At 64.2% G+C, this 13596-nt stretch carries 14 protein-coding genes; 6 read left to right on the top strand and 8 right to left on the bottom strand.

From position 1 onward, the window contains the following. The first annotated feature begins 80 nt into the window (after positions 1–80). Positions 81–356 carry a DUF4235 domain-containing protein gene (locus tag J7355_RS01055; protein WP_209059055.1) on the top strand — a complete coding sequence of 92 codons (276 nt, stop codon included), beginning with the start codon at positions 81–83 and terminating at the stop codon, positions 354–356. A gap of 20 nt (positions 357–376) precedes the next feature. On the opposite strand, the gene J7355_RS01050 is transcribed toward J7355_RS01055, so the two are convergent. From J7355_RS01050 to J7355_RS01030, 5 genes are all read right to left on the bottom strand, one after another. Further along, a complete protein-coding gene (locus J7355_RS01050; protein WP_209059054.1) occupies positions 377–1573 on the bottom strand; it encodes an MFS transporter in 1197 nt (398 codons plus the stop codon). Positions 1574–1697: 124 nt separating this feature from the next. Continuing rightward, complete coding sequence (locus J7355_RS01045) at positions 1698–2390, bottom strand: uracil-DNA glycosylase family protein (protein WP_209059052.1); 693 nt, start codon at positions 2388–2390, stop codon at positions 1698–1700. A gap of 100 nt (positions 2391–2490) precedes the next feature. Next, the gene (locus J7355_RS01040; RefSeq protein ID WP_209059049.1) at positions 2491–3969 is read right to left on the bottom strand and encodes a serine/threonine protein kinase; all 1479 of its coding nucleotides are present in this window, start codon (positions 3967–3969) and stop codon (positions 2491–2493) included. A gap of 157 nt (positions 3970–4126) precedes the next feature. After that, a complete protein-coding gene (locus tag J7355_RS01035) occupies positions 4127–5188 on the bottom strand; it encodes a 3-deoxy-7-phosphoheptulonate synthase (RefSeq protein WP_209059047.1) in 1062 nt (353 codons plus the stop codon). Then, entirely contained in the window at positions 5160–5315 is a 156-nt protein-coding gene (locus J7355_RS01030; RefSeq protein ID WP_209059046.1) for a hypothetical protein, read from the bottom strand. Before J7355_RS01030 ends, J7355_RS01035 begins: the two co-directional genes overlap by 29 nt. A gap of 435 nt (positions 5316–5750) precedes the next feature. On the opposite strand from J7355_RS01030, the gene J7355_RS01025 reads away from it, so the two are divergent. Further along, a complete protein-coding gene (locus tag J7355_RS01025; protein ID WP_209059045.1) occupies positions 5751–6512 on the top strand; it encodes a glutathione S-transferase family protein in 762 nt (253 codons plus the stop codon). 88 nt (positions 6513–6600) lie between these two features. After that, complete coding sequence (locus tag J7355_RS01020; protein WP_209059044.1) at positions 6601–7248, top strand: dimethylsulfonioproprionate lyase family protein; 648 nt, start codon at positions 6601–6603, stop codon at positions 7246–7248. An 18-nt stretch (positions 7249–7266) separates the two neighbouring features. Here J7355_RS01020 and J7355_RS01015 read toward each other — a convergent pair whose 3' ends face one another. Next, a complete protein-coding gene (locus tag J7355_RS01015) occupies positions 7267–8400 on the bottom strand; it encodes a glutathione S-transferase N-terminal domain-containing protein (RefSeq protein WP_209059043.1) in 1134 nt (377 codons plus the stop codon). A gap of 326 nt (positions 8401–8726) precedes the next feature. After that, positions 8727–10280 (bottom strand): MmgE/PrpD family protein, encoded by a 1554-nt coding sequence (locus J7355_RS01010; protein ID WP_209059042.1) that lies wholly within the window; start codon positions 10278–10280, stop codon positions 8727–8729. Positions 10281–10825: 545 nt separating this feature from the next. Here J7355_RS01010 and J7355_RS01005 point away from each other — a divergent pair. Both J7355_RS01005 and J7355_RS01000 read left to right on the top strand, forming a co-directional pair. Next, positions 10826–11506, top strand: a complete 681-nt coding sequence (locus J7355_RS01005) for a restriction endonuclease (RefSeq protein WP_209059041.1) — start codon at positions 10826–10828, stop codon at positions 11504–11506. Between the two features lie 138 nt (positions 11507–11644). After that, positions 11645–12163 (top strand): YgjV family protein, encoded by a 519-nt coding sequence (locus tag J7355_RS01000; RefSeq protein ID WP_209059039.1) that lies wholly within the window; start codon positions 11645–11647, stop codon positions 12161–12163. A gap of 76 nt (positions 12164–12239) precedes the next feature. Here J7355_RS01000 and J7355_RS00995 read toward each other — a convergent pair whose 3' ends face one another. Continuing rightward, on the bottom strand, positions 12240–13088 hold the full coding sequence (locus tag J7355_RS00995; RefSeq protein ID WP_209059037.1) for a transposase: 849 nt from the start codon (positions 13086–13088) through the stop codon (positions 12240–12242). 51 nt (positions 13089–13139) lie between these two features. Between J7355_RS00995 and J7355_RS00990 the strand changes: the two genes are divergently transcribed. Continuing rightward, on the top strand, positions 13140–13592 hold the full coding sequence (locus J7355_RS00990) for a transposase (protein ID WP_247739671.1): 453 nt from the start codon (positions 13140–13142) through the stop codon (positions 13590–13592). The last annotated feature ends 4 nt before the right edge of the window (positions 13593–13596 follow it).

The following is a 13596-nucleotide window of genomic DNA, read 5'->3' as shown; positions in this document are numbered from 1 at the left end:
CGCATGGATGCGACAACGATCTGCGGTACGATGCAGACCATACGCTTACGCAACACGCGACTATACGGTCGCAGCACGTCATGGATCGAGAACGCACCCTCTGGCTCGCCCTGGGCGCGGGCGCCGCGATCGGCGCCGGCATGCTCGCACGACGCGGCGCCTCCGCTGCCTGGCGACGCACGCTCGACGAAGAGCCGCCCTTGAACGTCGAGGACGCCGACGTGAGTTGGCCCCATATACTGGCCTGGGCAGCCGTGAGCGGTTTCTGCGTGGCCTTTGCGCGCGTGGTCGGCCGCGGCGTGGCCAGCGAGACCTGGCGCCATGCCCTCGGACGCAACCCGCCGCCTAGGCGCTAGCGACCGACCGCATACGTGCGTCATGCGCCGGGTTCGGGCACGGCGCCCACCTGTAGATCCCGCCCGGCGCCGAGGCCGGCGATCAACCCCACGCCCACGATGACGCCGAACAGCACGCCGGTGCTCTGCCAGCCGCCGGTGAGGTCATGCAGAATGCCGACCAGCAGCGGGCCGAGGGCAGCCAGCACATAGCCGATACCCTGCGCCATGCCCGACAGCTCGGCCGCGATACGGCTGTCCGCGGCGCGCAGCGCGATCAGCGTCAGCCCCATGCTGAACGTGCCGCCCTGACCCAGACCCAGCACCACGGCCCATAGCGCAACGCTTTCGATCGACGCATAAAGACAGCCCAGCAGACCCGCCAGCGTGAGCAGCATGACCGCGACGACGACGCCGCGCTGATCTCGACAGCGCCCGCCGATCCACGGTGCCGCGATCGCCGAAATCAGCTGCACGATGATCGACAGCGACAGCATCAGCCCCGCGTCGACTTCGCTCAGGCCGCGATCGTGCAGGATCGTCGGCAGCCAACCGAACACCGAATAGGCCAACGACGATTGCAGGCCCATGAACAGGGTGACCTGCCATGCCAGCCGGCTGGTACGCAGGCGCGTGGCCTCGCCCGTCCTGCGCGGCGCGGGTGGGTGCCCGCGTGCCAGCTGCGGCAGCCATACGAGGCCTGCAACAATCGCGGGCGTGAGCCAGAACGTCAGCGCCCAGCGCCATTCGCCGGCGAACAACAGCCGCAGCGGCTCGGTCGCACCCGCGGCGATGGAGGCGCCGGTACACAGCGCCATGGTGTACAAGCCGGTCATCACGCCGACCTGATCGGGAAAATCCCGTTTGACCAGGCCCGGCAGCAACACGCCCATCACGCCGATGCAGCCGCCCGCCAACGCGGTGCCGGCAAACAGCCCGACCACGCCCGACCACGGACGCACGAGCAGCGCCAATGCCAGCACACCCAGCGTGAGAAGAATGGTGGTTTCGTCGCCGATGCGCCGCGCCGCGCGGGGTGCCAGCGGCGCCGCTAGGCCGAGACACAGGACCGGCAGCGTGGTGAGAACGCCCTGGCCCATCGACCCCAGCCCGAGGCTACGCCCGATCTCGACCAGCACCGGCGAGACGCTGGTCAGCGCCGGGCGCAGGTTCAGCCCGACGAGAATCAGCCCCAGCAGCATGAGAACGACATGACGAGCGGGACGAGTACGCGACATGCGGGCGATCCGATCGGCGGCAACGCGGCCGCCGGGAGAAAACGGCCCGCTATTGTCGTGGCCCCGGCTTAGCTGCGCAATACAGGCACGACGGCGCGCGCCCGCCCCGGCTCGCCCGCCGGCATCACGTCATCAGATTGTCGGCGCGCACATCCAACTGCGTGAGCCGCTGCTGCAACAGCGCTGGGAACCGTTTGTACCAGGTGGCGTTCAAGGGCGAGGGATGCGGCAGCGGATGAATATCGAACACCCGTGTCGTGCCATCGGGCGCGGCCAGCGTTACGTCGATCGCACGTTCGAAGCGGTCGTCGCGTTTCCAGAACGCCTCGATGCGCGCCCGCTCGTCCCTGGACTGGCCGATACCGAACCACAGAAATGCTTCGCGCCCGAGCGTGATCAGTGACCGCCCCTGCCACTGCTCCACCAGAAGCGCGTTCATCAACGGGTGAAAACGCCGCTTCACCTTCATCGACCAGGCCTTGTTGCCCACCGGCTTGTACGGGACCGTGTTAATCCAGAAGAAGGATTCGCCCAGCCGCCGCGAGGCTTCGAAATCCGGCATCGCCTCGCCGTGGAGATGGCGATACACGGTCCGACGCACGAGTTGCCCGCCGGCGCCGATGAACGGCTCGCCGTACCGGACTTCCTCGCGCCCCGGATCGCGCCCGAAAAAGCCAACGCGCGCATTCGCGCGGCCCAGGCCGATGATCGGCTCCCGTGGATCCCGGTCGAAGCGGGCATAGACATCGCGATCGATGCCATCGGTGTCGCCGGCCAGCTCACGAAAGGCCAGGCGTTGAGATTCGGGTAGCGGCATGGGGCGTCACACATCCGGCGCAAACGCGAAGCGCGCCAGCCTAGCCGCGGCGGCCCGACACGGCAACGCCGACGGCGTACGTCTGAACGCAGATCGGCCGCTACGGCGTCTGCGCCCAACCGGCCACGACACGCTCGGGCACCGACCCCAGCCGTATGCGCTGCGGGTGATTGCCGACGTCCAGATAGGCCAGTTCCTCGTGCATCCGGGTATCGAGCACGGCCACGGCGTCCGAGCCGCTCAGCGAAACCCAGCAGGTGTCGTTCGGCCCCTCGGTCGTCCAGTACGGCTTGAGATAGGTATGGTCGGTGGTGGTCGCGTTGAACAGGCTGTATGCCATGGTCTGGCGATCGACGAGTGCGGCGTAGTCGTCCACCGTGCCGGCCACGCAGAGCGTATCGCCCGCGTCGTTGAGCGAAAGGCCGTGGTGGGCCGAGTCGTTCACATACGTCTCGCGCGGCACTTCGGGCACGAAGTTGGGCAGCGACACGACGCGCCGCACGGCACCGAACGCCGGTTCGGGCACGCCGCCGAGCGTGTAGTCGACGTTCGCGTTCACGTCCGCAGCCTCGGTGTCGAATTCCACCAGACCGTGGAAATAGGACACCTGGAAATAGATGAAGCGTTCGTCCTTCGACACCGCCATGGGCCGAACGGCCGGGCTCATGTTCGGATAGCCCGCCTCCGCGAGTTCGGCGCGCATGTCCCAGCGGGCGCGAATCCCGAAATCGTCGTTGTTCACGATCTGGTACCAGCGATCGCCCTTGAGCGCATCGCGGGCCGGGCCGAGCAGTTCGGGCAACAGCTCGGGGTTGTCGCCCGGCGTATAAACGCGGCCAATCGACGCGTGATAGATGGTGTCGCCGGCCTCGTTGTAATTGCTTTCATGCGGCGTTTCGCCGGATTCGAAAGTGCGCAGGCGGTCGCCGATTTTCACCTCGCTACCGTCGTCCCGGGTCTCGTCGACCATCGAATATTCGATGACCTGGCGCGAGGTGGAATCGGACACCAGCAAACGCCGGCCGTCCGGCGACAGGGCCATGTGATCGGTGCGCTGCCCGTCCATATCCTGTTCGCGCACGATGGCGTCGACGCCGCCGCCGTTGGTGATCTTTTCGATATCGACCCAGATCACGTCGGCGAAGCTCGGCCGCGAAACGGCCAGGTAGCGGCCGTCCGTGGTCGTGAACATGTCGTCGACGTACTGCTCGTTGCCCTCGCCCGGGCCGAACTTGATGAGCTGGTAAAAGGCCAGATCCACAGGGTTGGCCGCGATATCGGCGAACTCCTGATCCTCGTCGGGAATGAGGTTGATACCGGTACGCAGCACCTCGAACGTGTTCGCATCCACGACGGTGGCAGTACCGTCCCAGTTGTTGCCCACGAACATAACGCTGCGTAGCGCATTGTCGTCTTCGCCCGGCGCGTCGTCCGTTGGCGGGTCGGCGATGCTGTCGTTCTCCTCGGATGCCACCGTTTCGCCGTTGGCGAACGCGATGTCGGCGTCGTCGCTGTTGCAGGCCGTGAGCAACAGCCCCGCAGCCAGCGACCAGAACAGCCCGTGGACCATCATCTTCATACGGCAGCCTCCCCCCGTCATGCACGTGGCGCCTGACACGACGCTCGAATAAAACGAGCCTAGCACCGCCGAAGCGATCTTCAGCGGCCACGGGACAGGTAAATATCTACCGGCCGTCGCGCTCGCCGGGTGGGCCCACCCGGCGAGCGCGTGCCGGTCAGCCGGCCGCCAGGGTTTCGAGCAGTGCGCGCGTCTCGGTCCAGCCGAGGCAGGCATCGGTCACCGAGACGCCGTAGCGCATATCCGCGCCGATGGCCTGTTTGCCCGTCTCGAGGTGGCTTTCGAGCATGAGGCCGGCGACCGCACGCTCGCCGGCGCGGCGTTGGGCGAGCAGTTCAGCGGCCACCCGGCGCTGGCGCAGCGGATCCTTGCCGCTGTTGGCATGGCTGCAGTCGACGAGCAGGCGCGGGTTCAGGCCCGCATCGGCGAGCATCCGCGATGCACCGTGCACGCTGTGCGCATCGCAGTTCGGCCCGGCACGCCCGCCGCGCAGGATGAGATGCGTATTTGGATTGCCGGCCGTGGCGACGAGCGCGGCACGGCCGTCGTCATCGGTGCCGAACTGGGTGTGCGGGTGCGCGGCCGCCTGCATCGCATCGCGCGCGGTCGCCAGTTCGCCGTCGGTCCCGTTCTTGAAACCGACCGGCATATCCAGACCGCTGACCAGTTCGCGATGGGTCTGCGACTCGGTCGTGCGCGCACCGATGGCAGCCCAGGCAAGCGTGTCTTCCAGATACGGCGCGGCCATGGGGCTGAGCAGTTCGGTGGCCAGCGGCAAGCCGAGTTCGGCCAGCTCGATCAGCAGGCCGCGCGCGGTGCGCAGACCGGTAGCGAGGTCGTTGCCCCCGTCGAGACGGGGATCGTGCAACAGCCCTTTCCAGCCCACCGTCGTACGCGGCTTTTCGACATAGGCCCGCATGACGACGAGCAGGCGATCACTCAGTTCATCGGCCAAGCGGGCCAGGCGACGGCCGTAGTCGAGCGCGGATTCCCGGTCGTGCAGCGAGCAGGGCCCGGCGATCACCAGCAGGCGATCGTCCTCGCCCGAGAGCACCGCCCGGATCGCGGCACGCTGGTTCTGGATACGTGCTGCCGTATCGATCGATACAGGCAACGCCTCGCGCAGCGCGGCGGGCGTGTTCAGCGCAAAGGCGCGGCGCGCGGGAGTGACAAGCGGGGTGTCGAATTCGTTAACCGCTGTGGCGACAGACGTGTTCATTGCCGTTCCTTGTACTTTCGGGCGTGCCGGCGGCACGCAGGGACATCGATGGGGTGCAGTTGTCGGTGGCGGTGTAGCCGGCAATAAATCGCCAGCCGGCGAAGTCGTAGCGGTTGTTGCGATACATGAGTGCTCTCCTTTTGCATGACGGCCGCAATGTTCGGCCCTGGAAACGAAAAAACCCCCGGTTGGCACGCCAACCGGGGGTTTCAACTCGTCGGTAGGCGTCCCTTTGCGGGGCGCCTGTCCGGGTCGGATCAGACGCCTGAGCGGCTAAACCAATACCCGTAGAAATAAATCGCCATCGCGCGCGCATCCACGCTGCGCGTCGCAGCAGTCATCTGCCCTTTTGTGAATTGCATGGTGTGCATGACGTTCTGCCTTGGCCTTTCGCGAACAGCCTACGCCGGTTCACGCTTGCGCTCAATATGCCATGCCGTCGCAGCCTTCGCGATCGATGCGGCGGTCGCAAGCGGCATGGGTCGGGATAAATGCGCACAGAATCACCGTGCCTGTGCTCGTACCATGCGCTTCGACACTCGTACCGACGTCCGGATCCACCATGACGGTTCATCTTTATGCCCACCGCCTGTCGCAGCCAAGCCGCGCCGTGGAAATCCTGCTGCGCGAACTCGACATACCCTACGCCTGGCACACGGTCGACTTTGCCAACGGCGAGACCCGCACCGACACATTCGCCGCACAGATCAATCCGCTGCAGACCATTCCCACGCTGGTGGTCCGCGACACCACGGCGAACGCGGCGCCATTCACGCTCGGCGAAAGCCACGCGATTCTGCGCTATCTGTGCCGCACGGCGCGCAATCGGGATCTGGCAGCGCAGTGGTATCCGAGTGACGACGCCGAGCGCTGCGCGCCGGTAGATCTGTGGATGGCCTGGCACCACAACAACGTGCGCGCCTACGACATGTTTCACGACATCATGAACCTGCACCTCACGCTGCCAATGCTCAAATACGAGCTGCAATCCACCGCGCTCAAGCCGCTGCAGGATGGCCTGCGCGCCGGGCTCGCCACACTGGAGCATCATCTCGAGAACCAGGAAAACCCGTCGTCCGGCGCCGCACCCACGCTATGCGGCGGCGAACAGCCCACGCTGGCCGATCTGGTCATCGCCTGCGAGCTCTATCAGATTGCGGCCGTGGGTTATCGCTTCGACGGCTTTCCACAGCTCGGGCGCTGGCTCGACGCGATGGCAAACCGCCGGCATTTTCGGGATGTCTCGCAGGAGATCGACGCACAGGGCCAAACCGTTCACGCACAAAGCGGCGCGTATCTCGACCTGGCCGGCGCTTTTAGCTGATCGTCGACGCCTCGCAGCCCACTAGGCGCCGGTCGCGACACGGGCACTGGCCGGGCAGAATAGACAAGCCAAACCCACGGCGCATGACATGAGCACGCTCGCCGAACATATCGACTGGCACTACCTGCTGCGCGAACTCTGGCAGGCCTACCGGTTCGGCTCGGCCGGCGGCAGCAAGCCGATCCGTGCGCATCTCAAGGACGTGCGCAACCGGCTGAACGCCGAAATGCTCGCGCATCCGAACGTGCTCGAACTCGAGCCCCAACGGCTGCCCGTCACCGATTGGCTGGGCCGCGCGCTGGATCAGGGAACGCAGGCGCCCACCGCTTCGCTGATACGCAGCGTGGCCCGTATCGCCCCCGCGCTGTCGTGGCGCTACGGTTACGACAAGGTTCCCCGCGGGCTGCGCAACAAGTACGCCTTCGCTGAAATCATGGGCCCGAGCGGGCCCGTGGTCAGCGAACGGCTGATTCTCGGGCTAGTGCTGCTCGCGCCGACCTGCACCTATCCGTCCCACGCCCACGACGGCATTACCGAATCCTATCTGTGTCTGAGCGGCACGCTGTCGGAAAACGACGTCGGCGTGTATGCGCCGGGCTCGCTGCTTTACAACCCGCCCAACCACATGCACCGCATCACCACCGGCGACTTCGAGCCGGTCTTGCTCGCCTACGCCTGGACCGGCGACCGCGACAAGCTGGTCGGGCAGAAGATGGACTTCAAGCGCAAACAATAGCCCCGCAGTGGGCCGCGGCTAGCCGAAACGCCAAACCTCGATATTGTTTTCCCGCGCGACACGGTAGTCACGCCCCAGCGGCAGCGCGCGCTCGAGGCCGAAACGCGCGAGTGTCTCCATCACACGTCGTGGCGCGGCCTCATCCAGCCCATCGAGCGTATCCACGGCGCGCTGCAAGACATACAGCAGATACGGCTCGGCGCCGACCTCGATCGGCTCGCCACGATAGTGCGTCGCCACACTGCCGAGCTGGCGCTGATGCGGCTTGTCGGCAACCGGCGCGCCGTCGGCGGGCCGCTGGGTGGCGATCCAGTCGTCGAAAAAGGCCAGCTTGTCGGGCAACTCGGGGCACATGTCTTCGGCCATATAGACCAGAAACGGCTCGAGCGATTGCGGAATCGCGTCGTCCGCGACGAACTCGGCGGCCGTATCCGGATACTCCACCACGTCGAGCCCCGGCGCATTCATGCGCTCCACCCAGCGGTAGACCCGAGGCGCGCGCTTTTTCATGATTTCGGCCGGCACCGGGTCGCGCCCGAGATGGGCGAACAGCGGCGCGATCATTCCGTAATCGGCGATCGACGGCCGGCCGCCGAGGATGTAGGGCAGCACCGCGAAATGCGCGTCCAGGGTGTCGAGCAGCGTCTCGAACGAGTGCTCGATGAGCGGCGCGGTGTTTTCGGTCACGCCCAGCATCGGCAGGTACGAATGCATACGCCCCATCACCTTTTCCGCGATCGCCGGCCCCGAGCCGCTGGAGAAGGCGTGCCACATGAAATGCGCTTGCTCGTCCAGCACCGACCAGCGATAGTGCATGGCGTGTTTGCGCATCGCCTGGCAACCGAAATACTCGATCACGATGGCGAGCACGCGCTGGAGCGGCGTGGGCGGATAAACGGGATAATCCACGCCCTGGCGCTCGAAGTGATCGATGATGTCGATCGTGTCCTGGATGATCTCGCCGTCCGGCGTCTCGAGCACCGGGATGATCGCGCGGCCGATCTGCGGCGCGATACGGGCACCGAAGTCCGGGTGCCAGGTCGGCCGCTCCACGTAGCGAATCCGCTGATTGCGCAGATAGGATCGCGCCTTGCCGGTGTAGAGCGAATGCGGCGCACCGTAGAGAATATGAGACACGGGTTCGTCGGGCATCGATCGCCTTGCGTTGCTGGGCCGGGTAAACACCAGCTTGCCATAGCGAAACCGCGTTTCGGCCTGCTCCCGATCTCGCCGAAAACGCGGACGCGATCGGCCGCCCGGGGCAAACCGATTGCCGCGACCGCCGCAACAACCACGAGCGAACGTTTACCTCGGCGCTGTCATGCCGTGGCGGAACGCGCGTGGACCGCGTGCGTTGCCTCAGCGCGATACGTAGCCGTAACTCAGCCCCGTCGCGCCCGCAAAACGAAAGCGGCCCCGGCGTTCACAAACGCCGGGGCCGCAGCACATCGCGACGATATCGCGGCGCAGCCGGGCCTTTAGTAGATGCCCTGCGTCTCGGGCGCTTCCAGCGTGCCGGCATCCACGATCAGATTGATCGTGGCCAAGTCGTCGCCGGAAAGCGAATCCATGCCGTCCACGGCCTTGATGAAGCGCGCACGCTCGCCGTCCGACACCAAGTCCTTGGTGTAGTCGGCCAGCTTGGCTTCGTAGTCGGGACGCTGCCAAGGCGTGTCGCCGCCGGGGTGCGCGTTGGCGCGGGTCTTTTCGTCCGCCACTTCGCTGCCGTCGGCCAGGGTCACGATCATGCGCCCGCCATAGGCCTGCACGTTCGGATCCTGGTCGTGGTAGAGGTCCTCCCAGCGCTGGTCGAACTGGGTTTCGATGCGGGCCATGAGCGCGCGCAGCTCGTCCTTCTCCGGCTGGGTCATCTGGTAGGCGCGGTCCTTGTGGAACTCGCCGGTCTGGATGCAGCGGGCGATGGCGAACATGATGCTGTGATCCAGCGTGCCGCGCGGCGAATCCGGGTCGATCTTCTGCGGGTCCTGGGCATCGGTGCCGATCACGTGATGGGTGTGATGGCTGGTTTCCAGCACGATCTTCTCGATCTGATCGAGATCCACGCTCTCACCCTTCTTCGGCAGCTGTTCGCGCAGCTGCAGCGCCAGATCGATGATCGCCTGGCCCTGATACTCGAAAGCGTGCTGCTTGGGATAGGTCTTCATGATGTTGCGCAGCGCGTCGACACCCGGCTCGGCGAGCGCCACCTTGTAGACCGCGTTTTCGTCATCGCGGCCATTCAGGAAGCGGCGAATAATGGAGTCCACGCCTTCATAGACCGGATTCGGCCCCTTGAGACCGTGCATGGCGTGATGCACGGCCTTGATGGAAATTTCCGCCGAAAAGCCGGGCACGAATTCCTTCTGCGCGCCGATATCGCCCTTGCGGGACTGGCGCGAGGAAATGGCGTTGTGCACCGCGAAGTTGATCGCGTGGTAGGTCTGCTCGGTGGTCAGCCCGAGCATGGACGAAATACCCGCCGCCGTACCCGCGGCGATATGGGTCATGTGGTCGACCTTGTGCTTGTGCAGGCAGATGCCGGTGCCGTCGCCTGTGCCCACGAGCGCCACGTGCACTTCATAAGCCACCACGATGCCGCGCAGGATATCGGCACCGCTTACGCCTAGATGCTGGCCGACGGCGATAATCGGCGAGATGTTGTCGTCCGGGTGCGAATACTCGGCCGCGAGGTAGCAGTCGTCGTTATCCAGAAAACGCACGCCCACCGCGTTGGCGAACGCGGCCGGCACCGGCGCGAACTTGTCCTCGAGCCCCCAGACGGTTGCCTTGCCCGTGCCCTTGGAGCCCAACGCATCAGCGCGCGCCACTTTCACCGCCGTTTCGTTCGCTGCACCCAGCGCAATGGCTGCGTTGTCGATGATCCGGTTCTTGGCCATTGCCACCGCTTCGTCGTCCTGCGGCGCGTCCTTCGCGCGGGTCGCCAGCTCGGCCAGCTTCCATGCCAACTGCTCGTCGCGGGCCAGATCGCCGCTGGTTTTCTCGACGGCAACGCTGTGAATCGTAGCGGTCATACAACACATTCCTTTTCGATTGGACGGGCTACCCGCCAAGGGCGGCTTTTTCGTGAGGTCCGGATGTTAAACGATTTGAGGCGCTTTCCGACTTGGACGACCTCGCCCACTCGACCGACATGGCCGAGAACCGGCAACTTCCCCCGCCTTATACACGCCATAACGATTCGTCTCAGGGTCACACGAAACGCTTTTGCAAGGTCCGCAATGTTAGTGGCTATTGGAGTACCAGCGATCAGGTTACGAACTACGCGATAAAGGCAGTCGCGCATCCCCGCAACCAAATTGACACTAAATCGCCCGTGTAATTGGTCGATACAGCATTCGGCACGAGAAAATACCAGTCGGCGCGATGTCAACATCGCAGCGGGGATCGATTGATGACACGGCGGAGAAAAAAATCCGATCTCGAACGGTGGGTCGAGCTATTCGCGAAGCTACCTTGGGTTATTTGTCTCGTACTAGCACCCATCGCATATATCGGGTTCGCAGCACTCGCAGATTTACCATCGCCCCGCCCCGCAGACCCCACAGACCCCACACAAATGAGCGGCCTCATCATCGCGCAGTTTGTTCGCGTGATCGGTCTTTTCGGCCAATACATGGCGCCTCTCGTTTTATTGCTTGCGGCGCTCTTGTCCTTCATGGAGCGACGCCGACGCAGGCACCTCCTCAAGACATCACGCACCGTCGAAGGCGCCGCAGCACTTAGAGGCATGGGCTGGCAGGATTTCGAGCGACTCATGCACGCTTGGTTCGAAGAAAAGGGCTATACGGTTGTAGCCACGCCCGCCGGCGCTGATGGCGGTATCGACCTAATCCTGAAGCGCCACGGCGAAACATTTCTGGTTCAGTGCAAGCAGTGGCGTGCGACACGCATCGGCGTGTCAGTCGTCCGCGAACTCTACGGCGTGATGGTGGCGCGAGGCGCTACCGGTGGATTCGTGATGGGCATCGGCGAGTTCACTGAAGCGGCCAGAGAATTCGCGGCGGGTCGCAACCTCGAGCTCGTTGACGCGAGCCGCGTCGTCAGTCGGAACTCGGCAACGGGTCAAGCACAGCGCTCCGCGCCGACCGTTTCTGAACAAGCTACGCCTACTTGCCCACGCTGCAGCGCACACATGGTAAGGCGGATTGCACGAAAAGGCGCAAACGCCGGGAACGCATTCTATGGTTGCAGCCGCTTCCCAAATTGCCGAGCAACGGAGAACCTCGGCGGCCAGTAACCGGGATTCATAGTTTAAGCGTTACCAATATCATTATTTCGCCGCTTATCGAGTTATTACCTCGGCAACGCGAAAACCCTTGATCGCGCCAGGGCCTTCCCGCAGCGTAGCGGCCTCGCCTTCCCTGGAACGCGCGACGTGTTCGACGACCTTTCGATTCGCTGGCTGGCCGGTCAGGCATTCGGGCTGATCGCCCTCGCCTTGTGTGTGGCGGGGTTTGCCAGCAAGCGCGATGACCGGCTTTTCTTTCTGCTGCTGTTCGCGAACGTGGCGTTCGCTCTTCAGTTCGTGATGTTTCGCAGTTGGGTCGCAGCCGCCATCGCCGCGCTGATCGTGCTGCGGATTCATCTTGTTCGCCGCTACAAGGGCAACGTCGCGATCATGTTGGGCGTGATGACGGCGACTGCCATTGCCGCAGTCGTCACCTGGACTGCGCCGCGCGATGCCTGGGCACTGGCGGCCGGGCTCGTCGGCACCTACGGCATGTTCATGCTCGAAGGCATTCCCATGCGTTGGCTGCTCGCCGTGGCGGCGTTCTGCTGGGTCGTCAGCAACCTGCTCGTCGGCTCGCTCGGCGGCACGTTGGCAGAAGCGCTGATTCTGGCGACCAATCTCATCACTATCGCGCGCCTCCACAAGACGTCTCACGGCAATTAAAGATAGTGAAACGACTATCGAGCACGGGATGGGCTGGCCGCAGCGAAATACTAAAAGCAGTCGCCATTCTCATCGCCTACGAACCACGCTCGGCGGCACGCACCGCGCGACTGACCGTTGAGTAATGCACACCGAAATACGCGCCGATCTCGGCCATGCTGTAACCGCCGGACGCATAGGCGGCCACAATGGCTTCATCGCGTGTGTTGCTCTGCGTCGCATAGTCGGCCAAGGGCTTGGCACGGCCGGCGCGCTGAGCGCGGGGCACTTCGGCCAGCGAACGGTTGGACTGTTCAAGTTTCGCACGCATTTGATCGACGAACGCGCCATCGCCCAGCAGAACCTGGTTAGCGAGCGCGGCCCACGGCGCCGGTTGGCCGCGCCCTTCACTCACAAATCGTCGATACGCAATCTGCGATTCTTTCAGCCGACCGCCGAACGCCGACAAAATCCATTCCGTCGTCAAAAAACGCGGCACGCCCGCACGCCCCGCCGTCGCGCGATAACTGCTCCACGGCCAATCGCCGGCACTACGCACCATCTGCGCCCGCACCGGGTTGAGCACGATATAGCGCGCGACTTCCAGCAGATACGATTCCTTCTGCACCAGAATCGCCTTGTAGCGCCCCTGGAACAAATGCCCCACCCGGCGATGCCGACGGTTGCTGTACTGCGTATACACCCCGTTCAACTGTCGCATGCCCTTCGACAGATTGCCGTCCGGCGTTTCGATTAGCAGGTGGTAGTGGTTAGTCATCTCGCAGTAGGCGTGCACCAACCAGTTGAAGCGATCGGCGACATCCGCGAGCACATCAAGAAATACCTGACGATCTTCATCGTCTTCGTAGATCGCTTCCTGACGATCGCCGCGCGCGGTGACGTGGTAGAGCGCGCCGGCGAATTCGAGGCGTAACGGGCGGGCCATGGCGGATCAACTGCTGCCGTTTGATGTTGAGTTTAACCGCGAGCATGCACAATGCAAGACCTGACCCCATTGCCGCTGGACCCCATTGCCGCTGAACTGATGCAGAGTATCCCCGGCGTCGGTAACCGCGCTTCGGCCCAGTTCTTGGCCTATATCGGCGATGTTCGGCGCTTCAAAAGCGCCAAGGCGCTGGCAGCCTTCGTCGGCGTGACGCCCAAACAGAAACAGTCCGGTACCTCGATCCACGGCCGCACCATGATCTCGCGAGCCGGGCACACCGCAGCACGAAAATCGCTCTATATGCCGGGCATGGTGGCCAAACGCCACAACCCGGTCATCATCGCGATGGCAAAGCGACTGGAAAAGAAAGGCTTAGCACCGAAGGCGATCGTCGGCGCGAGCATGCGAAAGCTCGTGCATCTGATCTATGGCGTCATCAAATCAGGACAGCCGTTTCGGACTGAAATACCAATGGCGGGACTTGAAACTCAAGAGGGTATCTGACCCC

This window comes from Endozoicomonas sp. G2_2, assembly GCF_017744135.1.
Lineage (GTDB): Bacteria > Pseudomonadota > Gammaproteobacteria > Nevskiales > Salinisphaeraceae > Salinisphaera.
The sequence above is the reverse complement of the archived record's forward strand: the minus strand, read 5'-3'. Positions and strand labels throughout refer to the sequence as shown.

Excerpts from the sequence above, each read along its gene's own strand:
- J7355_RS01040 (WP_209059049.1), bottom strand. The coding sequence starts at position 3,969 with ATGAAGATGATGGTCCACGGGCTGTTCTGGTCGCTGGCTGCGGGGCTG.
- J7355_RS01045 (WP_209059052.1), bottom strand. The coding sequence starts at position 2,390 with ATGCCGCTACCCGAATCTCAACGCCTGGCCTTTCGTGAGCTGGCCGGC.
- J7355_RS01030 (WP_209059046.1), bottom strand. The coding sequence starts at position 5,315 with ATGTATCGCAACAACCGCTACGACTTCGCCGGCTGGCGATTTATTGCC.
- J7355_RS01055 (WP_209059055.1), top strand. The coding sequence starts at position 81 with ATGGATCGAGAACGCACCCTCTGGCTCGCCCTGGGCGCGGGCGCCGCG.
- J7355_RS00995 (WP_209059037.1), bottom strand. The coding sequence starts at position 13,088 with ATGGCCCGCCCGTTACGCCTCGAATTCGCCGGCGCGCTCTACCACGTC.
- J7355_RS01010 (WP_209059042.1), bottom strand. The coding sequence starts at position 10,280 with ATGACCGCTACGATTCACAGCGTTGCCGTCGAGAAAACCAGCGGCGAT.
- J7355_RS01020 (WP_209059044.1), top strand. The coding sequence starts at position 6,601 with ATGAGCACGCTCGCCGAACATATCGACTGGCACTACCTGCTGCGCGAA.
- J7355_RS01005 (WP_209059041.1), top strand. The coding sequence starts at position 10,826 with ATGAGCGGCCTCATCATCGCGCAGTTTGTTCGCGTGATCGGTCTTTTC.
- J7355_RS01025 (WP_209059045.1), top strand. The coding sequence starts at position 5,751 with ATGACGGTTCATCTTTATGCCCACCGCCTGTCGCAGCCAAGCCGCGCC.
- J7355_RS01015 (WP_209059043.1), bottom strand. The coding sequence starts at position 8,400 with ATGCCCGACGAACCCGTGTCTCATATTCTCTACGGTGCGCCGCATTCG.
- J7355_RS01050 (WP_209059054.1), bottom strand. The coding sequence starts at position 1,573 with ATGTCGCGTACTCGTCCCGCTCGTCATGTCGTTCTCATGCTGCTGGGG.
- J7355_RS00990 (WP_247739671.1), top strand. The coding sequence starts at position 13,140 with ATGCAAGACCTGACCCCATTGCCGCTGGACCCCATTGCCGCTGAACTG.
- J7355_RS01035 (WP_209059047.1), bottom strand. The coding sequence starts at position 5,188 with ATGAACACGTCTGTCGCCACAGCGGTTAACGAATTCGACACCCCGCTT.